Origin of the sequence: Donghicola tyrosinivorans (genome assembly GCF_003003355.1) — a bacterium.
In the GTDB taxonomy this organism is placed as follows: Bacteria; Pseudomonadota; Alphaproteobacteria; order Rhodobacterales; family Rhodobacteraceae; genus Donghicola; species Donghicola tyrosinivorans.
The window spans coordinates 462,817-484,616 of sequence record NZ_PVTQ01000001.1 but is presented as its reverse complement, the minus strand read 5'-3'; the positions used below and the strand labels follow the sequence as shown (position 1 = coordinate 484,616).

Annotated in this window: 22 protein-coding genes and 1 tRNA gene; 6 read left to right on the top strand and 17 right to left on the bottom strand. The window is 58.9% G+C overall.

What is annotated here, in order from left to right; genetic code table 11:
• Positions 1-69 precede the first annotated feature (69 nt).
• Positions 70-474 (bottom strand): hypothetical protein, encoded by a 405-nt coding sequence (locus CLV74_RS02310; protein ID WP_146134890.1) that lies wholly within the window; start codon positions 472-474, stop codon positions 70-72.
• 1,218 nt (positions 475-1,692) lie between these two features.
• Between CLV74_RS02310 and CLV74_RS02305 the strand changes: the two genes are divergently transcribed.
• On the top strand, positions 1,693-1,911 hold the full coding sequence (locus CLV74_RS02305) for a hypothetical protein (RefSeq protein ID WP_106262580.1): 219 nt from the start codon (positions 1,693-1,695) through the stop codon (positions 1,909-1,911).
• Positions 1,912-1,930: 19 nt separating this feature from the next.
• Here CLV74_RS02305 and CLV74_RS02300 read toward each other — a convergent pair whose 3' ends face one another.
• From CLV74_RS02300 to CLV74_RS02290, 3 genes are all read right to left on the bottom strand, one after another.
• Positions 1,931-3,328 carry a tyrosine-type recombinase/integrase gene (locus CLV74_RS02300; protein WP_106262579.1) on the bottom strand — a complete coding sequence of 466 codons (1,398 nt, stop codon included), beginning with the start codon at positions 3,326-3,328 and terminating at the stop codon, positions 1,931-1,933.
• Between the two features lie 92 nt (positions 3,329-3,420).
• Positions 3,421-3,507: transfer RNA gene (locus tag CLV74_RS02295), tRNA-Leu, on the bottom strand.
• 149 nt (positions 3,508-3,656) lie between these two features.
• Positions 3,657-4,976: a peptidoglycan-binding domain-containing protein gene (locus tag CLV74_RS02290; RefSeq protein ID WP_106262578.1), complete on the bottom strand. Its 1,320-nt coding sequence runs from the start codon at positions 4,974-4,976 to the stop codon at positions 3,657-3,659.
• Between the two features lie 214 nt (positions 4,977-5,190).
• On the opposite strand from CLV74_RS02290, the gene lipB reads away from it, so the two are divergent.
• The 5 genes from lipB (at position 5,191) to CLV74_RS02265 (ending at position 9,697) form a co-directional block, all read left to right on the top strand.
• Positions 5,191-5,853 (top strand): lipoyl(octanoyl) transferase LipB, encoded by a 663-nt coding sequence (gene lipB / locus CLV74_RS02285; RefSeq protein ID WP_106262577.1) that lies wholly within the window; start codon positions 5,191-5,193, stop codon positions 5,851-5,853.
• A 95-nt stretch (positions 5,854-5,948) separates the two neighbouring features.
• Entirely contained in the window at positions 5,949-6,329 is a 381-nt protein-coding gene (locus CLV74_RS02280) for a c-type cytochrome (protein ID WP_106262576.1), read from the top strand.
• A gap of 158 nt (positions 6,330-6,487) precedes the next feature.
• Positions 6,488-8,158 carry a cytochrome c oxidase subunit I gene (gene ctaD / locus CLV74_RS02275; RefSeq protein WP_106262575.1) on the top strand — a complete coding sequence of 557 codons (1,671 nt, stop codon included), beginning with the start codon at positions 6,488-6,490 and terminating at the stop codon, positions 8,156-8,158.
• A gap of 91 nt (positions 8,159-8,249) precedes the next feature.
• The gene (locus tag CLV74_RS02270; RefSeq protein WP_106262574.1) at positions 8,250-8,774 is read left to right on the top strand and encodes a DUF2244 domain-containing protein; all 525 of its coding nucleotides are present in this window, start codon (positions 8,250-8,252) and stop codon (positions 8,772-8,774) included.
• A gap of 8 nt (positions 8,775-8,782) precedes the next feature.
• Positions 8,783-9,697 (top strand): hypothetical protein, encoded by a 915-nt coding sequence (locus tag CLV74_RS02265; RefSeq protein ID WP_106262573.1) that lies wholly within the window; start codon positions 8,783-8,785, stop codon positions 9,695-9,697.
• A 125-nt stretch (positions 9,698-9,822) separates the two neighbouring features.
• On the opposite strand, the gene lpxB is transcribed toward CLV74_RS02265, so the two are convergent.
• The 13 genes from lpxB to pyrH form a co-directional block, all read right to left on the bottom strand.
• Positions 9,823-10,986, bottom strand: coding sequence for a lipid-A-disaccharide synthase (gene lpxB, locus CLV74_RS02260; RefSeq protein WP_106262572.1), 1,164 nt, complete (start codon positions 10,984-10,986; stop codon positions 9,823-9,825).
• The gene (locus tag CLV74_RS02255) at positions 10,983-11,795 is read right to left on the bottom strand and encodes an LpxI family protein (protein WP_106262571.1); all 813 of its coding nucleotides are present in this window, start codon (positions 11,793-11,795) and stop codon (positions 10,983-10,985) included. Before CLV74_RS02255 ends, lpxB begins: the two co-directional genes overlap by 4 nt.
• 3 nt (positions 11,796-11,798) lie before the next feature.
• A complete protein-coding gene (gene lpxA / locus CLV74_RS02250; protein WP_106262570.1) occupies positions 11,799-12,596 on the bottom strand; it encodes an acyl-ACP--UDP-N-acetylglucosamine O-acyltransferase in 798 nt (265 codons plus the stop codon).
• Between the two features lie 2 nt (positions 12,597-12,598).
• The gene (gene fabZ, locus CLV74_RS02245; RefSeq protein WP_106262569.1) at positions 12,599-13,072 is read right to left on the bottom strand and encodes a 3-hydroxyacyl-ACP dehydratase FabZ; all 474 of its coding nucleotides are present in this window, start codon (positions 13,070-13,072) and stop codon (positions 12,599-12,601) included.
• A 68-nt stretch (positions 13,073-13,140) separates the two neighbouring features.
• Complete coding sequence (locus CLV74_RS02240; RefSeq protein ID WP_106262568.1) at positions 13,141-13,725, bottom strand: OmpH family outer membrane protein; 585 nt, start codon at positions 13,723-13,725, stop codon at positions 13,141-13,143.
• The gene (gene bamA, locus CLV74_RS02235) at positions 13,725-16,052 is read right to left on the bottom strand and encodes an outer membrane protein assembly factor BamA (protein ID WP_106262567.1); all 2,328 of its coding nucleotides are present in this window, start codon (positions 16,050-16,052) and stop codon (positions 13,725-13,727) included. The genes CLV74_RS02240 and bamA overlap by 1 nt, the downstream gene beginning before the upstream one ends.
• Positions 16,053-16,155: 103 nt before the next feature.
• Positions 16,156-16,287 (bottom strand): hypothetical protein, encoded by a 132-nt coding sequence (locus CLV74_RS23345; protein ID WP_281260635.1) that lies wholly within the window; start codon positions 16,285-16,287, stop codon positions 16,156-16,158.
• A gap of 64 nt (positions 16,288-16,351) precedes the next feature.
• Complete coding sequence (rseP, locus tag CLV74_RS02230; protein WP_106262566.1) at positions 16,352-17,692, bottom strand: RIP metalloprotease RseP; 1,341 nt, start codon at positions 17,690-17,692, stop codon at positions 16,352-16,354.
• A gap of 9 nt (positions 17,693-17,701) precedes the next feature.
• The gene (dxr, locus tag CLV74_RS02225; protein WP_106262565.1) at positions 17,702-18,871 is read right to left on the bottom strand and encodes a 1-deoxy-D-xylulose-5-phosphate reductoisomerase; all 1,170 of its coding nucleotides are present in this window, start codon (positions 18,869-18,871) and stop codon (positions 17,702-17,704) included.
• On the bottom strand, positions 18,868-19,635 hold the full coding sequence (locus CLV74_RS02220; RefSeq protein WP_106262564.1) for a phosphatidate cytidylyltransferase: 768 nt from the start codon (positions 19,633-19,635) through the stop codon (positions 18,868-18,870). Before CLV74_RS02220 ends, dxr begins: the two co-directional genes overlap by 4 nt.
• Complete coding sequence (locus CLV74_RS02215; RefSeq protein WP_106262563.1) at positions 19,632-20,357, bottom strand: undecaprenyl pyrophosphate synthase; 726 nt, start codon at positions 20,355-20,357, stop codon at positions 19,632-19,634. The genes CLV74_RS02220 and CLV74_RS02215 overlap by 4 nt, the downstream gene beginning before the upstream one ends.
• Before the next feature lie 34 nt (positions 20,358-20,391).
• Complete coding sequence (frr, locus tag CLV74_RS02210; protein WP_106262562.1) at positions 20,392-20,955, bottom strand: ribosome recycling factor; 564 nt, start codon at positions 20,953-20,955, stop codon at positions 20,392-20,394.
• Positions 20,956-21,030: 75 nt separating this feature from the next.
• The gene (pyrH, locus tag CLV74_RS02205; protein ID WP_106262561.1) at positions 21,031-21,765 is read right to left on the bottom strand and encodes a UMP kinase; all 735 of its coding nucleotides are present in this window, start codon (positions 21,763-21,765) and stop codon (positions 21,031-21,033) included.
• Between the last annotated feature and the right edge of the window lie 35 nt (positions 21,766-21,800).

Sequence of the window (21,800 nt, the reverse complement as noted above, 5' to 3'; positions counted from 1 at the left end):
ATAAACAATGATTGGGTCTCAAATTTTTGCAGCAGATTTTAGTTGTGATTGGCGAGGTGGCATTCCCCGCTAGGCAGCAAGCGGTTTAATCGTTCCGTCTTTGAGTTTCTTCGCTCGGTCTTCCCGTAGGCGTTCCAAAAACTCCCTAGCATCTTGTTCGACGTATTGCCCATTCTGATCACCCAGTGGTCGAGTGCCGCGATGTTTAAAGGCGACTGGGAACTCTTCGTTCAGCGTCTGGAACTGAGCCTGATGAATGTAGGTCTTGATCGACACCCCAAAGAACTTCCGTGTGTAGGTTGACGCGGCTTTGGCGATATTCTTGCGGTAGCTGTACTCTGTGGGTTCTTCGTTGAGCAGCAAGGGGTCCGTTAGGATGCGCCGTAAGCAAGCGTCATGCAGGCAGTGGTCCAATATGGATTTCATGACCCCTAACCGCTCGTTGGGAATGGTGGAGTAGATAAGTTCCTCCAATCGCCGCGCTCGTTCGTAATGCTCATGTGATGAACGCTTATTCTCGTTGGCACGGTCGCCTCGTGACGCGTTCCGGGATTTGTGCTTTCGACAATTGCTGCTGCAATATTTCTGGTCTTTGCGCGTAGGTAGAAACTCGGTGCCGCATACGGGGCACTGAGGTTGGACTAGGTCCATCTCGGTCATAGCTTGTTCCTTGATTGATTGGGCATGACCAAGCGGGACAGCGTTCACTCCACCCCTCAGATAGATGGACTGGTGCAAAGTATCGTGAGGCGAACTCTGCAAGATGTGGTCATGTATCGGTGAGTGCGGGGGCGAATTGTCACCCATGAGCCTGACGCGAACTGTTCGCTTTGGCTTCGGCTGCACTTGCTAGGTGACCCGTGAAAACGTCCCTCCGTATATGAAATAGGGGCATGATCAGGGGCAAAGCGGGTGAAATAATGGGACCACTGGGGTTAGGTGAACATCATTCCCACCTTCATATCCACCCAACAGCGAAGCTGGGGAACGACCATTCATTGTTGGGTCTGTACATGTTCGGTCCAGCCCTATGTGGTTGAGACCCAAACAAGAATGATGATCGTTATCTCGGGCTTCGCCCTAGGGGTGTGGATGGGATGATGGTGGTCATTAAACCCCTACAGGCATGTTCAGTTGCCCGTTAAGTTCCCTACTACGTATACGGAGGGACGTTTTAATCACGAGCAATGCGGTAGGACTGGGTCAGCCTTCATGGTGCGGTCGAACACATCGTAACGGTTCAGCCTATCGGGTCTTGTAAGGGTTAACCTTAGTGTGTGGGTGGTGTGATGGGGATGATGTGATGATGCACGTAAGGTGCCTGTTAACAGTAACCCTGAAGGTACGATTAATCACACCATAACCATCATCTCTATATACGCTATATATAACCGTCCGTCATACCTACCCTAGAGTGTGTCTTTTATTAATAGTGTTATTTATCAATGCCTTGGTGGTCGCTTGGAAATGTAAGCTCTTCCCCCCCTAACATGCCCTGATCAAGCCCCTGATCACCACCACCACCCACATCATCCCCAGCATCGGTGCCCGTTACGTGCCCGTGAGCAAGCCCTGATCAATGCCCTAACAATCCCACTCACGGGATAGTCCCCACAGTGGAAGTTTATTGTTTATTTACAATGCATTAAAACATGATATCCATAGGGAAGACCCTACCTAGGACCCCTACTCATGCAGCTTTCTATCCACTTCGAACACCACCCCACCTTCACCTCATTCCGCATCGGTGCCCTTGAGCTTCACCTTGAACGGGAACCCGAATGGGCTTCATCCAAGCCCCTTGAGGTGACCCGCCCAGCAGCAGGTGAGATTGCCCTTAGCCTTGGGCGCTGGGCACTGCTTGGGATGAACCATAACAGAACCCGCTACAGTGCCCGTAAGGCCCTCTGAGGTGCCCAGAACGGGGGCGCTAGGGCATGAGCTTATGCGCCGCCACCATTGCCTCTGTAGCCCTCGCTAATCTGCCCTCATCACCTCCATAGCTACGGCTACCTACGCTACCCAGATCGTGCCCCAAGATAAGGTGCTCATCCCTTTCACCCACCCCAGCTATCATGAGATAATCCTTCATGTTATGCCGAAGCGAATAGACCACATGCCGCTTATTTTTCGTAAACTTGCGTAGTTTCACCATAAGAGCCTGAGATACCGCATTTGGCCCGCCTTCATAGGCATATTTCTCAAACAACATCTTAGACTTACCAGCTCTCTTTACCGCTTCTTGGGCAGCAGCCAGTGTATCACCAACAAGCGGTACATCGCGTACTGATGCGTTCGTCTTAATCCGACGCCCTTCATGCCATTCGACGACCACATGAGGGTACTCATGGTTCAACCGTACGTCTTCGACTCTCAGGCCAATTATCTCACTTCCTCGACATCCTGTTCCCTCTAGCAGCCGCCAAATAAGGCTCAACTCAGGTCGCCTTATCCGTGGCCCCAGCAGCTTTGCCCGCATTTGCAGGATTACCTCGGCTGGTAACGGGTCTCGGTCTTCGGATGCGCTCTTGCCTACTCTACCTTCTCTATTCCCCACCGTGAGGCTGTTGAAGTTCTTGAAAGGGTTAAAAATCTTCCCCTCTAAATCATGCTCCTCAATTGTACGGCTGATCATCACACTGAACCTTTGCAGCTCACGTGCGATTGTACGGTCCGAAAGCGGCTTATTCTTGCCGTTGGCTGGGGTAGCCTGCAAATGTTCCACAAAATCACGGGCAACTGAACGCTTTAGATAACTGAGCGGGAAGTTCTTCAATGGACCATAAAATTTCACCCAACGCTTGCAGGTGCGATCTAAACCATCGACGTCCGTCTTCGATGCGCCTTTCTGAAACACCCGCACATAGAAGTCTTTGGCATCTTGCAGGGTTAGCTCAGGTGCTCGGCCAGTCGGCTGAACAAGCGCCTTAAAGAGCAGCGGGTCACCCCCTGCCCCTTCAATCTGTGCAGCGGCGAGACGCCTTGCTTCGACCTCTGGGTCATATTCATCAAGGTCATCATCGCGATCAAAGCCAGACGCACCCCGAACGAGTTTTTCAGCATCCTTCAATGCCTCGGCCCATTTTGCACTCTCTGATAAGTTCTCTAGCTCTTCAGCGGTACGTGACGCCCTAGCCACCTCTGCATCAAAAGCCTTAGTGAGCTGGGCATACTCCGATAGAAATTCAGCACCTTCACGGGCTTTCATCGCCACCTGAAAAAACTCAGTCCCTAATTTCTCAATCAATTCGGTTGGGTAGCGCCGCCTGAATCTCTTTCGACCACCGGAAAGCTCTTGCACATACTTCAATCTAATCACCAAAACCATATGACGTGCCCCAAATGTGTCCCAAAATGTGTCTCGGGAGGGGCGCTAAGTTGATGATATGCTTGAAAAACAACAGCCTCAAGAGCTGTAAATGGTGCGGCCGAGAAGACTCGAACTTCCACGGGAGTTACCCCACAGCGACCTCAACGCTGCGCGTCTACCAATTCCGCCACGGCCGCACTGCCTAGGCTTGGTGGGCGGGTCTTACCCAAGGCCGCGCGGGAAGAAAAGGGAATTTTGCAGCGAAGCCGAATATTTTTCCCAAACCCGTGGCGGGCATACAAAGGGGCCCGACGTGGGCCCCTTCGACCAGATGACTTTAAGAACTTCAGTTTTTGGCCGCAGCCGCAGCAGCTGCACCAAAATCGCCCAAAGTCAGGGTTTTCGGAGCCGCCTCGCCGTTCATCTGGCGGGATGCGGCCAGCACCAACTCTGCCCCTTCAGCCTGTTCCATAGGCCGGATGGTTTCAGCATTGGCCTGCGTCGTGCCCGAATAGGCGCTGTCATACCAGACGGCGGCCAGATCGGGGCGCATCGCGCCGCCGACGCCGGTTGCCAGATGGTGGCCCACCAGCTCCTCATAGGCGCTCAGGTTCAATGCCGACAAAGCCAAAGCCGAGGCCATCGCCGTTTCCATATTGTCCGTGCGATACCCGACCCCAAGGCAGATGCGGGCCGTCCCGTTGATCTGCTCGGCGGGCATGCCTAGATCGCGCAGACGTGTCGCGACCGCTGCAAGGGCGGCATCGCGGCCCCCCGTGCCTGTCGCCGCTATGGCTGCGGTCAATTCGGTCGCGAAGCCTTCGCACTGGGTGGCGATTTGCTGCGGGGTAAAGCCCTCGATCTGGGCCAGCATCTGTTCGCTCTGATCGATCGTGATGTTGCGCAGCAGACAGAACTGTTCGCCAATGGCCTGCGCGGGGCTGCTCATGCTGGCCTGTGTGGCAGGCCCGCCCGCCTTTGCGGTGTTCACCGCGATACGCGAGCAGAAAGGCGCTGCGGTTTCCGAGACGCTGACCGCCTTGGGGGCCGGAAAGAAGTTGGGCACGTTCTTTGTGGGGGCTACCGCCAGTTCCGCAGGCGGAGCCGCAGGTTCAGGCTGGGGCGCAGGACGGATTTCTTCCAAAGGCACCGGCTGCAACGCCTGCTGTGTGGGCATGCCGAACATCTCGTCCCGTTGCTTCAGCAACAGCCCGCGCCGCCCTTGCGGGTGGGTCGAAACGGTCTCGGTTACCCAATAGCCGCCCGCCATCGCGCGCTGATGGGCCGTGACTAGAATATCGCGTTCAACCTCGGTCAACTGACCGGTCGCCGGATATCCCAGCATCATCTGGTAATCAGAAATCGCAGAGCGGGACTTACGGCCCAGAACGCCGTCCTCAACACCCACATGGTAGTTAAAGAAATTCAGCGACCGCTGGACGTCCCTGTTCGCCTCGCGCTGCGCCGAGGACATCGTGGGCTTTTTTGTATAGGTTTTGGTCTGGGTCGTCTGCCGTTTGGAGTTTTTCACACCGTCGACAATGATGGCGCCTACGACACCGCCGAGTACACCTTTTGCGAAACTGTCATCTGCGAGCGCAGTTGTCGCCATAGTCAGAGATAAAGCACCGGCAATCGCGCCAGTCGTGAGGGAACGTTGTGCCATTTCAGGCCCTCCGTTTGCGTCACGTCTAGGCAGTTCAACCTCAAGTCACACAACAAACAATGCCTGCCAGACGTAAGCCTTTGATGTTAAATGTAAATTACGAACTTCTTGTTGGTTTAGCCCCTCAAGTATCCCCCGAATCATGCTTGAGACAAAGTCATGAACCCCTTACATCCAACGCAAATACCCCTCGTGCACAGGAAAAGGACTTCTCATGGTTGAGTGGATCATCACCGACGGTCTAACCGATTACCGAGAGGCCGAAGCCTTCATGGAAGCCCGCGCCGCGCAGATTGCAGCGGGCGAAGCGGATGAGCTGATCTGGCTGGTCGAGCACCCGCCGCTCTACACGGCGGGGACCTCGGCCAAGATACAGGATCTGACCGATCCGGACCGTTTCCCTGTCTATGAGACCAAGCGCGGCGGACAATATACCTATCACGGTCCCGGCCAGCGGGTGGCCTATGTGATGCTGGACGTGGGCAAGCGCGGGCACGACGTGCGGGCGTTCGTCAAGAGTCTGGAAGAATGGGTGATCGACACCCTCGACCAGTTCAACATCAAAGGGGAAATCCGCGAAGGCCGCGTCGGTGTCTGGGTTGCCCGCGACGACAAGCCCCTGACCATCACCGGCCAAAAGCCCGAGGACAAGATCGCCGCCATCGGCATCCGTCTGCGCAAGTGGGTCAGTTTTCATGGGATTTCCATCAACGTCGAGCCTGACCTAAGCCATTTCACCGGCATTGTACCCTGCGGAATCACCGAACACGGGGTGACATCCTTGGTCGATCTTGGCCTGCCAGTGACGATGGATGATCTGGATGTGGCGTTGCGCCACACATTCGATCACCACTTCGGCGCTATCTCAGGGGTCTAAGCGAAAGGTCGCATTTGATTTCCCCGTTGCAGATGGCATCTGTGTAGGTGATCTTGCGGACCAAACGCGCAAGCCACGTAAAAAGGGGGAACCTCATGAAAACCATCCTGACCGCAGCTGCCACTCTGATCGCTCTTTCCGCGCCTGCCTTCGCTGAAGGCGACGCCGCCAAGGGTGAAAAAGAGTTCAAGCGCTGCAAAGCCTGCCACACCATCGACGAAGGCGGCGCCAACAAGACCGGCCCGAACCTTTATGGCGTTGTTGGCCGCGCCCCCGGCGTCGTGGCAGAGTTCGGCTACAGCAGCGATCTGCTGGCATATGCTGAAAACAACCCCGACGCGGTGTGGGATGCCGAAACTCTGGCAGCCTACATCCCCAACCCTTCCGAGTTCATCGGCGGCAAGTCCAAAATGACCGCGCAGCGCGTCAAGAAAATGGAAGACCTGATCGCATATCTGGATTCGGTCGACAACTAAGACCCTAACGGGCCTGTATGCACCTTTTCTGAGCAGATTTTTTTGATCTGCGTCAAAGTCGTCCATTGCTCAATGGCGAGGTGCATTCTAAAACCCGAATGGAATCCGGGCGCGGAGGTAACTCTGCGCCCTTAAACTCACCAGCAGGAGGCAAGAGTATGGCGGACGCAGCCATTCACGGCCACGAGCATGAAGACAACCGGGGCTTCTTCACCCGGTGGTTCATGTCGACCAACCACAAGGACATCGGGATCCTCTACGTCATTACCGCGGCGTTTGTAGGTCTGATCTCGGTCGCCTTCACCGTTTATATGCGCTTGGAGCTGATGCACCCGGGCGTACAATACATGTGTCTTGAAGGCGCACGCTTCTTCGCCAGCGACGAGGTCTGTACCCCCAACGGCCACCTGTGGAACGTAATGATCACCTACCACGGCATCCTGATGATGTTCTTCGTGGTGATCCCCGCGCTGTTCGGCGGCTTTGGCAACTACTTCATGCCGCTGCAGATCGGTGCTCCGGACATGGCGTTCCCCCGTCTGAACAACCTCAGCTACTGGCTCTATGTTGCCGGTACCACACTTGGCGTGGCATCGCTGCTGTCACCCGGCGGTAACGACCAGCTGGGTTCCGGTGTTGGCTGGGTTCTGTACGCGCCTCTCTCGACCAACGAAGCAGGCTACTCGATGGATCTGGCGATCTTCGCCGTCCACGTTTCGGGTGCTTCGTCAATCCTGGGTGCGATCAACATCATCACCACCTTCCTGAACATGCGCGCGCCAGGCATGACCCTGCACAAGGTTCCGCTGTTCGCATGGTCGATCTTCGTGACCGCATGGTTGATCCTGCTGTCGCTGCCCGTTCTGGCCGGCGCTATCACCATGCTGCTGACCGACCGTAACTTCGGCACTGCCTTCTTCCAGCCTGCTGGCGGCGGCGACCCGATCCTGTACCAGCACATTCTGTGGTTCTTCGGTCACCCCGAAGTGTACATCATCATTCTGCCCGGCTTCGGTCTGATCAGCCACATCATCGCGACCTTCTCGCGCAAGCCCGTTTTCGGCTACCTGCCGATGGTCTACGCAATGGTTGCAATCGGTGTTCTCGGCTTCGTCGTGTGGGCACACCACATGTACACCGTCGGCATGAGCCTGCGTCAGCAGTCCTACTTCATGATGGCCACCATGGTTATCGCGGTTCCCACCGGCGTGAAGATCTTCAGCTGGCTGGCAACCATGTGGGGCGGCTCGATCGAGTTCAAAGCACCCATGCTCTGGGCTCTGGGCTTCCTGTTCCTGTTCACCGTTGGTGGCGTGACCGGCGTTGTCCTGTCGCAGGCAGGTCTGGACCGTGCATACCATGACACCTACTACGTTGTAGCACACTTCCACTACGTGATGTCGCTGGGTGCGGTGTTCTGTATCTTCGCAGGTATCTACTACTACTTCGGCAAAGTGACCGGCCGTCAGTACCCCGAGTGGGCTGCCAAGCTGCACTTCTGGATGATGTTCATCGGCGCTAACCTGACCTTCTTCCCCCAGCACTTCCTGGGCCGTCAGGGCATGCCCCGTCGTTACATCGACTACCCCGAAGCATTCGCGACCTGGAACTACGTCTCGTCGATCGGCGCATTCCTGGCCTTCGCTTCGTTCCTGTTCTTCTTCGGCATCATGTTCTACTCGCTGTTCTTCGGCAAGAAAGAGACCCGTGCCAACTACTGGAACGAGTACGCAGACACCCTGGAATGGACCCTGCCTTCGCCGCCGCCCGAACACACCTTCGAGCAGCTGCCCAAGCAGGAAGACTGGGACAAGGGCCACGCCCACTAATCCCGGGATCCAGATCCTGAATTGCAAAGGCCCGGGGGAAACCTCGGGCCTTTCTTCTTGCCGCCAGACTTGGCTCTCCTAGGTTCCGCTCATGCCATATGAATGGGTCACCCCCCTTCCCGCCGATCCCGCAACGCCCCACCCCAAGGGCCCACTGGCCGAGATGCACCTCTGGCCCTACCGCTCGCTGCCAAGACGCGGCTTTGCGGCCTTTCTGGGGATTACAGCGGCTTTGGTCTTTCTACCTCTCGCAGCGGTGCTGGGATCGGCGGTACTCTGGGGCCTTCTGCCCTTTGTCGTGATCGCCTTCGGCCTCACGTGGTACCTGATCGAGCGCAGCTACAAAGACGGCGAAATCCTTGAGACGTTGATCATCCAGAACAGCGAAATCCACCTGCTACGCCAGTCAGCCAAAGCACCGGACGCGGAATGGCGCAGCAATGTCTACTGGGCACAGGTCTCGCTACATCCACGCGGCGGCCCGGTGCCGAACTACGTGACCCTGAAAGGCAACGGACGCGAGGTTGAGATCGGCGCGTTTCTGAGCGAAGAGGAACGCAAAGCTCTTTACGACGAGCTTCTGCTCACCCTGCCCCGCGCCACGCATTTCTACTAGGACATCCCATGGCCCAAGTCCCCGCCACCCCAAAGCTCCGCCGCCTGATGCTCCGGACATGGGCAAAGCTGATCGGCCCCGCAGCGCTGGCCCGCAGCGCGGACCTGCAAGCCTCGGAAAGAGCCGCCCTCGACCTGCGCGCGGTGCAGCCCGCATCCGCACCGGAAAACCCCACAGTGGTCTTTCTGATCCCGCTGGTGGGCCAGCACCACGTTGGCAACTGGCAAGAGGTCAAAGACCGCCTCTCGGCCACCCTGCGCAGCTTCATCGCCCAAACCGATCCAAACTGGATTGCGGTGATCTGCGGACAAGACGCCCCCGATCTGCCCGATGATCCGCGCATCCGCTTCCAGCCCTTCAGCACCCCGATCGAAGGGAACGACAAATGGGCCAAGCTCCGCCAACTGACGGAAAACCTCGCCCAATACGCAGCCCCTTCAGGCTATGTGATGACATTTGATGCGGATGATCTGGCCCACCCTGAACTCGTCGCAGAAATGCGCAACCGTAAAGCCGGAGGCGGCTATCTGATGACCGAAGGCTACGTCTATGACGTGGGCAACACCCGCATCGCTCGCGCAGCCCCACCTAGCCTTGCCACCCCGCTCCGGAAACCCTTCTGGAAACTCTGCGGCAGCTGCTGCGCCTATGCCTTCGACCTGCGCCAAAACCCTGCCGAACAGATCGCCTTCCTAACCGAGGCCACCCAGCACGAACACCGCATGTTCCCCTACCTCGGCACCCTTGCGGGCCGCACGCTCACACCGCTCAGCGCCCCCAAAGCCCTCTACATGCTGAATCACGGGGAAAACTTCGGCGCCCGCCGCGGCCGCGTCAGTTTCAAGCAGCGCTTCACCCAGCGGTTCGAAATCACTGACCCCGCAAGCCTGAAAGAAATCCGCAGGGACTTCGCCCTCGACTAACGCCCCATAGGCTTCTTTATTGCAAAAATACTCACGGCGCAGGGCTCTCCGCCCCGCGCCGCATGCATTGCTTCTTCTTGATCCAAATACTCACCGACGGGCCATCACCACCGGCGCAACAGGCGTCAAACGTCCCGCCCAAGGCCCCGCAAAACAGCGCGGGCAGCCCGCAGGCCCGGAGCTTCACCGCCCGCGCCCAACAGCGCCATTGTCCGTGCCATAGCCTCATACTGGGCCTCGGGCTTCTCCAGCACCTCCAGCACCGCATGGGCGATGGGTTGGGGTTGGCAGGCGTCTCCGATGAACTCGGGCACCACGCGGGTATCCGAGACCAGCGACACCAGCGTCGTCGTATCCACCAACAGCATCCGGCTGATAATCTGGCGGCTCAGCCAGTTCATATCATAGGCAATGACCATGGGCGTTTCGGCGGCGGCCAATTCCAATGAAACCGTACCAGAGGCCGCCAAAGCCACCTCAGCGGCCGCAAAGGCCCCGCGTTTCATGGCGGCCATGTCGTAACCCAAATCACGAGGGTCCAGCACGATCATATCCTTGGGCCAGAGCGCACGTTCGGCCTGCAGCAGGTCTGCTACGGGGCCTGCGGCGGGCAACACCAGACGCAGATCGGGCCTTGCCGCCCGAATAATATCCAGCGCCGACCGGAACACCGGTCCCAAACGCGTCACCTCGCCCCTGCGCGAGCCAGGCAGCACCAGCAGCACCGGATCCTCGCCCAGATCATAGCGTTCGCGGAAGGCCGCGATCTCGGCCACAGTTGCCTGCGGTTGCGCGGCCACCGGATGGCCAACGAAATCGCATTCCATCCCCGCCGCTTCCATATAGGGCGGCTCGAACGGCAGAAGGGCCAGCACCTGATCGATGTGCCGCGCCATCTTGGCGGCCCGCTTTGGTCGCCATGCCCAAACCGACGGCGCCACATAATGCACTGTCCGTATATGAGGCGCCTTTTCACGAACGATCTTCGCAACACGCAGGCAGAAATCGGGGGCGTCGATGGTGATCATCACGTCGGGGGCCATTTCGATCACCGCCTCGGCGCATTCGCGGATGCGACGCTTCAGTTCAAAGTACTTGGGCAACACCTCGGCGATGCCCATCAGGCTCAGCTCGTCCATAGGGAACTGGCTGGTCAAACCTTGGTCCTTCATCAACGGGCCGCCGACCCCTTGATAGGTGACAGGACCGGCCAGTTCATTCAGACCAGCCATCAACGCGCCACCTAGCGCATCGCCCGAAGGCTCACCCGCGATGATATAGACCTTCATGGGGCGGTTCCTTCGACCAGCAGAAAGAGGTTCAGCTCTTCCGCCACAGCTTTGAGTTTCGCGGGCTCTAGTACCACCACATTGCCAGCGGTGATCACCACACCATTCAGGCCGGCAGCCGCCGCACCGCGCAGGGTGTCAGGCCCGACCGCAGGCATATCCACCCGCAAATCCTGCCCTGCCTTGGGTGTTTTCACCAGTACCCCACCCCGCGCCCTTGCGCGCAGACGATCCGGTGTCTGCGCCACAAAGCGCAGCATGGCGTCGGTGCCTTGCAAAGTCTCGAACCCAAGGCAAAGCCCCTGCGCGACAACGCAACCCTGCCCGATGTCCAAAGGCGCGGTCTCACGCAAGATTTCAAAGCCGCGCTTAGCGTCCTGCGTGTCCGCATCCGTCGGCTCAGGGCCTGCAAACAGCCCCGCCTTTGCGGTCAGGCCGGGCAACAGCTCATGGGCACCGCGAACGGTAAACCCCTCGGCCTCGAAAGTCTCGACCACCAGCCGCAGGATGGCATCGTCCCCGCGCTGCATGGCCGCCAAAAGGCGTGGTGCCAAAGCGATCATTGCGGGGTCGAACTGCTCGGGGTCAAGGGGCGGGCGCGACAAGGCACCGGCGAAGACAACGTCTGTCACGCCAGAATCGCGCAAAGCCCCGTAAAGGCTGCCGATCTTTTCAAACGGAAAGGCCGGTGCCGCGTCCCCCATCTGGTGCGCAACACCGGCAAAAGTCACCACGAACGCATCCGGATGCGCAGCATGCAGAGCGACGGGCAAAGCACCTCCGCCCGCCAATATCCCAAGCCGCGCCATTGTTCAGCTCGGTGTCAGGAACGAGCGATCGGACGCGCCAAGGATGAACTCGGCCATCTGTTTGACGTATTCGCTCTCGCTGTCTTCGGTGATGCGCTTGGCGCGATCGATGAAAGGACCGTCCCCTTGGGCAAGGGTCTGGAAGGCAGCACGCAGGGCAGTGATATCCTCACGCGCCACGCCGCGCCGCTTCAGGCCCACAAGATTGAGACCATCCAGCTTACCGCGCGGCCCCTGCACCAGACCGTGCGGCAGCACATCGTTGGTCACCATGGTCACCGCGCCGATAATTGCGCCGCGCCCGATGCGCACCCACTGATGGATACCCGACAGGCCGCCAATGATCACATCGTCATCAACGATACAGTGACCGGCCAGCGCCGACTGGTTCGCCATGATCACGCGGTTGCCCACATGCGCATCGTGCCCAACATGGGCACCGGTCATGAACAGGCAGTCATCGCCAACGCGGGTGTAGTTCCCGCCACCGGCTGTGCCGGGGTTCATGGTCGCGCCTTCGCGGATGCGGTTGCGCTTGCCGATGATCAGGTATGTCTCTTCACCGTCGAACTTCAGGTCCTGCGGCACCTCGCCAATGCAGGCGAAGGGAAAGATCACAGTCTCATCGCCGATCTCGGTGTTGCCCGCCAGTACGACGTGGGATTTCACGATCACACCCCGTCCCAGCTTGACCTTCGGACCGACGACCGAGAACGGGCCGATCTGGCAATCGGGACCGATCACCGCGCCCTCTTCGATCACTGCCGAGGGGTGGACCTGTGCAGATGCATCAATGGCCATGCTCAGGCCTCTGCGCCCTTGGGCATATCCATCATGGCGGTGAACTCGGCTTCAGCGGCCAGTTCGCCTTCGACGGTGGCTTCGCCTGCGAATTTCCAGACCTTACCGCCGGGCTTGCCGCGCACCAGTTCCACCTTCATTTCCAACACGTCGCCGGGGCGGACCATGCGGCGGAACTTACACTTGTCGATCGCCATGAAGTAAATCTGCATGTTCTGATCTTCGAGGCCCAAAGTGGTGCCAACCATCACAGCGGTGGTCTGCGCCATGGCTTCGATGATGGTCACGCCGGGCATAATCGGGTTGCCGGGGAAATGGCCCTGGAAGTGCGGCTCGTTCATGGTGACGCACTTGATGCCTTTGGCTGACTGGATGCCGTCGATCTCGACCACTTTGTCCACCAGCAGGAAAGGGTAGCGGTGGGGCAGCAGGCGCTGGATCAGGTCGATGTTCGCTTCGGTGCGGGGCTCAGTCATGGCTGTACCTTCTATCTGTTATCCCCGGCTGAGTACCAATTTGGAGGGCACTGGGCAAGCACTGCACCTTACTGTTGCTGGCCGCTTTCCGCCTTTGATCCATCGCCAATGCGGGCATTTATTTCAGCTATGGCTTCGTCTGTAACATCCGCCGTATCCAGCGCGATGAGAATGGCGCGTAAATCCATCAGGACCGCCGCTTTATAGCGGTCCATGATGGCCCGCAACACGGGACGGGCGAGTTCACGAAAGCGGGTTTCGCCTTTTTGGCGCAAATCGGTCAGCTCGCGCTCTTTGGTCAATTGTTCGGCGCGGATACGTTTTACCTTTTCATCAAAGGTATCCGCCTTGGCGCTGAATTCCTGAATCGACAGCTTGTCCCGTTCGACGGTCAGCGCCTTTTCCTCAGCATCCAGTTCTGTCGAAAGCGCGGTATTTTCGGCAGCCAGTGCCCGCGCGGCGGCGTCCACTTCGGCTGCGACACGCTTGCCGAACGCCGATTCGGCGAACAGGCGGTCCGCATCGATCACCAGAACCGAGCGCGCCTCGGCCTCGACCCCGACGCCTTGGCCGAAATCAAGCTGCTGCTGCGCGAAAACGGGCGCCCCACACAAGGTGGCGACGCCCATCAAAACTGCCAAAGGCAGACGCATTAGAATTCGGCCGAGATGGTGAATTCAAAGCCGCGCGGCTTGTCCTCGGCGCGGGATTCCAGCGCCTCGGTCCAGTTAAAGCGCAGCGGGCCAATCGGCGTGGTCCAGAAGATCGAGACACCGGCCACCTGACGGATGCTGGCATCCTGATACAGGATGTTGGCGCCATAGGTCTTATCCAGACCCCAGAGCGAGCCGACATCGTAGAATACACCACCCGAGATGCCGTATTCCTCGGGCAGACCAAGGGGGAATTCGGCCTCAAAACGGGCCACAGCAAAGCTGTTACCACCCAGTGCGTCGCCGGTATCCGCATCGCGGGGACCGATACCACCACCTTCAAAGCCCCGCATCACACGGCTGCCCATGAAGTAACGGTTGGCCACGCGGCTGGTGCCTTGGGCGAAGGCAAGGTTGCCTGCCTCAAAGGTGGCGCGCAGTTCGACCTCTTCGTTCATGATGGCTTTGAACGCCTGCGCACGAACAGTGGTTTCCATATACTGCTCGTCCGCGCCGCCCATGAAGTCCTGGCTAATCGCGAAATAGTAGCCAGCCGCAGGGTTCAGACCCGAACGGCGGTTATCGAAGCTGTAGGTATAGCCCAGACCGCCAGCGGTCAGTGCGCCCTCTTCGCCCTCGTTCTTGACCACGGTGCTGGCGCTGTCATCCACGTTGTAGATGTCGGTCTGCGCCGCCTTGGCGCGCACTTGCAGGTTACCGTGCTCGCTGACCGGGAAGGTCAGCGACGGTTCAAACAGGCCGCTGCGGGTGTCATATTCCGCGTAGGTCGGCGTGCTCTCCACGTAGTTTGCGGTCAGGCCGAAGGCCAGATCGCGGCCAAGGAAGTTCGGCTCGACAAAGCTGACGCCATAGTTGCTAGAACTATCCGAGTTACCGACGCTGATGCGCAGCGACTGACCACGGCCAAGGAAGTTCCGTTCAGAGAACGAGCCCACCAGACCCACACCGTCACTGGTCGAATAGTTCGCACCAAAGCTGATCGCACCGGTCGGCTGTTCGGTCACGTCCACATCGATGATCACCTGATCGGGGCTAGAGCCTTCACGGGCATTCACCTCGACATTGTCCTCAAAGAAGCCAAGGGCGCGGATGCGTTCAGCCGCCTGACGGATTTCACGCGGGTTGAAGGGGTCGCCTTCGACCACTTTGAACTGGTTGCGGACAACGCGATCCAGCGTGGTGGTGTTGCCTTCAATGTCGATCCGCTCAACAAAAATACGCTCGCCGCGCGACAGAACCCATTCCACATCCAGCGTCAGATCGCGATCATTGCGGGTGATGCGCGGCTCGATCCGGACGAACTGAAGCTGGTTCTTGATGGTCAGGCGCTCAAGACGCGCGATGACGGTCTCAACGGCGGTGGGCGAGTAGATTTCGCCCGCTTTGACGTTCAGCGCAGCCGCGTAATCGTCGGGGTCCACGTTGGACAGCTCGCTGGAAATGGTAACGTTGCCGAAGCGGAACTGCTGGCCCTCTTCCACATTGAACTGAAGGAAGACACCATCGCGTTCGCGGGTCACCTGCGGGGTCACACCGGTCACACGGAAATCCACGTAGCCCCGCGAGTTGTAGAAGTCCGTCAGCACCTGACGGTCGAAGGCCACGCGGTCTTCGATATAGGTATCGCGGCGGATCAGGCGGCGCAACAGGCCAGCCTGTTTGGTCTCCAGAACGCGCTTCAGACGGCGGTCCGAATAGGCCTTGTTGCCCACGATGCTGATACGCTCGATCTCGGTCACGTCGCCTTCAAAAATCTCGAAGACCAGATCGACGCGGTTGTCCGAGCGTTTGATGATCCGCGGCTGCACGCGGGCTGCGATGCGGCCCTGCTGGCTGTAGCCTTCAGCGATCAACTGCGCGTCACGGGTCACCGACGCAGGGTTCAGAACGCGGCGCGGTTGGCTTTCGATGATCGCTTGCAGCTCATCATCGTCCAGACGGCGGTTGCCTTCAAAGCTAATGCGATTGACGGTCGGGTATTCCACAACGGTAACGACCAGCGTGTTGCCGCGCGGCTCGACGTTGATGGATTCAAACAGGCCACTTTCTTCCAGACGGCGGTAGCCGGCGTTCAATTCGCCTGCCGAGATGCTCTGCCCCCGTGCAACGCCCAGATAGCTGAGGATCGTCGCGGTTTCGATCCGCTGGTTGCCTTCGACAGACACCGAATTGAAAGAATAGCTCTGCGCCTCGATAACGCTGGGGACAGTCAAAACAAAAGCGCCTGCGCCAAGGGCGGCGGCGCTGACCATAAGACGTGCAGCGGTAAGAACACCTGCCGACGTGCGGCGCGAAAATTCGGTCATGGCTACGACCCCGTGAATACAACCCAAGTTGCCGAAGTCAGTATCGGGATTGTGGTTGGTTGTCAAAACCAACCACCCGTTTTGAGGCCAAGATGATGTGTATTTACGACAGCTGACCACCAAGGAAGGCACCCAGTGCCAAACCGCCAGCCGTCGCAGACAGAAACAGGATGCGGTCCCAGTTCATACTAACCAACAATCCAAAGCCCTGATACCCGTGCACTAGCGCAGTCATAACCTTATCCCGTCAAAAAGTTTCGTAAGCAATACTTACGAATTAGGGCGGGATTGGGGCAGTATCAGGGGCAGAAGATGTCATTGCCCAAGGCAAAGACCATCAGCGACAGCACCAGCGCCAGACCGGCCGCCATCAACACGCGCAGGACTTTGTCACTGGGCGCACGGCCTGCCACAGCCTCATAGGCATAAAAGGCCAGATGCCCCCCATCCAGAACCGGAACAGGGAAAAGGTTCAGAAGACCGACCGCCGCCGAGAGCGAGCCGATGAACCAGACAAAGTTCTGCGCCCCTTGGCTGGCCATCGCGCCGGACACTTCGGCAATGCCTACGGGGCCAGACATGTTACAGGTGCTGATCGCGCCGGTGATCATGTGCCACAGACCACTGATAGAGCCCTCGATCAGGAACCACAGTTGGCGCACGCCGCTGTTCAGCGCGGCCAACACACCCACGGGGGCGGTTGCGGGCTCAAAGAAAACCTTGCCCACAACGCCGATCCGCCACTGGGTGGTGAAGCCGCCGTCAAAATTCGGCTCATCCACACGCTTGGGGGTCAGGGTCACATCCATATCGGTGCCGTCGCGCCAGACCTTCAGGGCCACAGGTGCTCCGTTCGAGCCTTCAACCGCGTCCACGAGCTGCTGGAACGTATAGGCAGGCGCACCGTTGATCTGGGTGAAAACATCGCCCGGGCGCAGTCCGGCCTCATAGGCGGCAGAGCGCGGACTGACCTGACTAACCAGCGGCAGGAACGGATGAGGCCCCTGAACGGTGATCTCTTGCCCGTCACGCATGACGTCGTAATCGACCAACGCGGCGGCGGGCAGTTCCTGCTTTACCTTCGACAGGCTTGCCAGATCGGTGATGGGCTGTCCGCCCACGGCCAGAATGGCATCCCCTTCCCGAAGCGTAATCGCGGGGTTCGGCAGTTCCTGCATTTGATCAACGGTCAGCGGCGCTTTCGGCTGGCCTTCCCAAAAGATCACGGTCGAGAAAATGGCGATCGACAGGACAAAGTTGAACACCGGCCCCGCCAGAACCGTCAGGAACCGCGCCCAAAGTGGCGCACCATGCATGGTGTGGCGACGGTCGGATTCGCTGAGCGCATCAATAGCAGCCTCGTCCTTGCCCGCAGACGCGGCATCCGCATCCCCAAGAAACTTGACGTAGCCGCCCAAGGGCAACGCGGCGATCTGCCAGCGCGTGCCATGCTTGTCCACGCGCGAGGCAAGCACAGGCCCGAACCCAAGTGAGAAGACCTCGGCCTTGATCCCGCTCCAGCGGCCTACGATGTAGTGTCCGTATTCATGAACAGCGACGATGACGACAAGCGCCAGAATGAAGGACGCCACAGTGTAAAGCAGGCTACCAAGTTGCGGGGCCAGCGCGAGAATATCCAAAGTCGCCTCTTATGTTACTAAGTCCAGTGCGATGCGGTCAGCCGCCTCTCTAGCCAGATGGTCCAACTGGCGCACGTTATCAAGTGTGACTTCCAAATTGATAACATTCTGTCGCATCAATTCTTCAAGCGCGCCTGCCACAAGGGCGGCCATATCCGTGAACCGGATGCGCTCGGCGATGAAATGATCCAGCGCCCGCTCTTTCGCGCCGTTGAACACCGCGCCAGAAAGACCGCCGGTCTTCATCACATCCTGCGCCAGTTGCAGCGCGGGATAGCGGGCATCTTCGGGGGCGCGGAAGGTCAGCTGTCTGATCTTGGCCAAATCCAGACGGTCCACCGGCAAATGACCGCGATCTGGCCAATTCAAGGCATATCCGATGGCGTGACGCATATCGGGGGGGCCCACATGGGCCATCAGCGCGCCGTCGTTGAAGCCGACCAAAGCGTGGATCAGGGATTCGGGGTGAACCAACACCTCGATCATCTCAGGCGGGGCGCCGAAGAATTCTTTGGTCTCAATAACTTCCAGCGCCTTATTGAACATGGACGCGCTGTCGATGGTGATCCGCTGTCCCATATCCCAGTTCGGGTGGGTCGATGCCTGCGCCAGCGTGGCATTCGCCAGCTGATCAACCGGCCAATCGCGGAAAGCACCGCCCGAGGCGGTGATGACGATGCGTTCGACCGCATCCATTTCCTCGCCCACGAGGGCTTGGAAAATCGCGGAATGCTCACTGTCCACAGGCAGGATCGTGGCGCCATAGCGGCGGGCGGTTTCCAGCAGCAACGGACCAGCGGTCACAAGGCTTTCCTTGTTCGCGAGCGCCAGCGTGGTCCCCTGCTCTAGCGCCTTCAGACCGGGGGCCAGACCGGCAACACCGACAATCGCGGACATGATCCAGTCGGCGGGACGGCTTGCAGCCTCGACCAGAGCCTCTTGCCCTGCGGCGCATTCGATCCCCGTGCCCTCCAGCGCGGCCTTCAGATCATCCAGCTTGTCGGGATAGGCAGTCACGACCACATCAGGACGGAACCGTTTGGCGTCGTCTGCCAGTTGGGCGATATTCGCGCCGCCAGTCAGAACCACCACTTTGTATTGCTCAGGGGCGCGACCGATCAGGTCCAGAGTGCTCTGGCCGATGGAACCGGTCGCACCGAAAATGCTGATGCGCTTCACAGAGCCCCCACAACGAACATCGCAATCAGGCAGGCGCCGCATAGACCGTCAAAGCGGTCCATAAATCCACCATGCCCCGGAATAAGGCGCGAGCTGTCTTTGACACCGGCGCGGCGCTTCAGAACGCTCTCACCAATGTCCCCAAGCTGCGCCGCCAAAGCCATGACTGCGCTGACAGGCACCAGAATCCAGCCTGCCTGCGTCGAGGCCCCGAAGACAGCGCCAACGATGCCAGCCGCGACCCAGCCGCCAATCGTGCCGGACCATGTTTTAGACGGGCTGTAACGGGGCCAGAACTTTGGCCCGCCCATGATACGGCCCACGAAGTAGCCCGCTACGTCCGACGCGATTACCACGAAGATCAGCCAGAAGACCCAAGCGATCCCGAAATCTGTGCGCAGAGCCACCAGCACATAACCGGCGTTCATGATCACAGCCGCCGCAACGGCGATATGCCACGGCGGCTTGATCCCGCCCGAGGCCGCAGCCATCACGCCGACCAGCACCGGCAACAAGGCCGCACCAGGCAAGGACGGCGTGAACCAAGTCACCAGCGCGCCCAGAACACCGATTGCCACCGCATATGAATAGTCACCGGCTTTGCCCAACAGGCGCAGCTCATACAGCATAAAGCCCACAGCCGCTGCGATCAGCGCGGTGTAGTAAACGCCCCCCAGCCAGATACAGCCAAGACCGAGCACCAGCATAACAACAGCTGAACCCGCTCGCGGGATCAGGTCGTTCCATTTTGCAGCATTACTCATGCGACCACACCGCCATAGCGCCGTTCGCGCTTGCAGTAGCTCTGAATGACTTCGGCGAACACCTCGGCGCTGAAATCAGGCCACATGGTGTCAATGAATTCATATTCCGCATAGGCGGACTGCCAGAGCAGAAAGTTCGAAATCCGTGCCTCGCCGCTGGTGCGGATCACCAGATCGGGATCGGGCAGCACGCAGGTGTCCAGATATTTGCCCAGAGTGTTTTCGTCCACGTCGTCAGGCGACAGGCGGCCAGCGGCCACATCCTCGGCCAATGCCTTGGTGGCGCGGCCCACCTCATCACGGCTGCCGTAGTTCAGCGCAATGGTCAGATGGACGCGATCATTGTGGGCGGTCAAACCCTCAAGCTCGTCCATCATGGTTTGCAGCTTGCTGTCCAGCCGCACGCGGTCGCCAATGAAACGCACCCGCACGCCTTCATCCCGCAGGGCGCGTGCCTCTTTGGTGATGTAGCGGCGGAACAGGCTCATGAGACCGGCGACTTCGGTCTGGGTCCGCTTCCAGTTCTCGGTCGAGAAGGCAAAGATCGTCAGGTATTTCACACCCAGATCAGGGCAGGCTTCAACCACTTCGCGCACGCGACGCGCACCGGCGTGGTGTCCGAAGAGGCGGGGTTTCCCCTTTGCCTGAGCCCATCTGCCGTTGCCATCCATAATAATGGCCACATGTTCGGGGGCGCGCTTGGCTTTGGTATCGAGCGCCATACGCACCCTCCCTAGTTGAATCACGCGAGTCTGATCAGACCTGCATGATCTCTTCTTGCTTGCTTTCCAATGCAGCATCCACAGACTTGATATACTTATCTGTCAGGTCCTGCACCTCGGATTCCCAATATTTCTGGTCATCTTCGGAAATAGAGCTTTTCGCCTTTTTCACTTGATCCATACCGTCGCGACGAACGTTACGAACAGCGACTCGGGCGCTTTCTGCGTATTGTGCAGCCACACGGCCAAGCTCGCGGCGGCGTTCTTCGTTCAGCTCGGGGATCGGCAGCATGATGATGGTGCCGTTCAGCTGGGGGTTGATTCCCAGACCACTTTCACGGATCGCCTTCTCGACCTTACCGACCATGCTTTTGTCCCATACGTTGATGGTGACCATGCGCGGCTCGGGCACGTTGACGGTGCCAACCTGGTTGATGGGGGTTCGCTGACCGTAGGCCTCGACCATGATCGGCTCGAGCATCGACGCAGAAGCGCGGCCCGTCCGAAGCGAAGCGAATTCGGTCCGCAGCGAGGCCATCGCGCCATCCATGCGGCGTGTCAGATCATCCAGATCCAGTTCAAATTCTTCATCAGCCATGTTCTTGCTCTTTCTTTTCGGGGCCTCTCAGACCCGTGATACCTTACTTTGGCAGGATGTGCATCCCAAGCCGCGTTAACCGTGGACGCGGGTATAGGTGCCCTGCCCCGCCAGAATGCCGCGGAAGCCGCCCGGCTCATCCAGCGAGAAGACGATGATCGGCAGGTCGTTATCGCGGGCCAGAGCAATGGCGCTGGCGTCCATCACACCCAGATGCTTTTGCAGCACTTCGTCATAAGTCACGACGTCATAACGCTTTGCATCCGAATGTTTGACCGGATCCTTGTCATATACGCCGTCCACTTTGGTGCCTTTGAAGATGGCTTCGCAGTTCATCTCGTTGGCGCGCAGGGTCGCGGCAGTGTCGGTGGTGAAATAGGGGTTGCCGGTGCCAGCAGCGAAGATGCAGACGCGTTTTTTCTCAAGGTGGCGCACCGCACGGCGGCGGATGTATGGCTCGGCCACTTCATCCATGCGGATCGCGCTGATCACACGGGTAAAGACGCCCAGCTCTTCCAGCGCCGACTGCATCGCCAGCGCGTTCATGATGGTGGCCAGCATGCCCATATAGTCAGCGGTGGTCCGCTCCATCCCCTGCGCCGAGCCAGATAGCCCGCGGAAGATGTTGCCGCCCCCGATCACCATGCAGATCTCGACGCCCAGATCGTGGACAGTTTTCACTTCGCGCGCAATGCGCTGGACGGTCGGCGGATGCAGGCCAAAGCCTTGGTCACCCATCAGGGCCTCGCCCGAAATTTTCAAAAGCACTCGCTTGAATGTAACGTTCTGGGTTTCCTGAGCAGCGTCCATTTCGGTTCCTCGGGTCAAGCTCTTTCAGTCCGGCG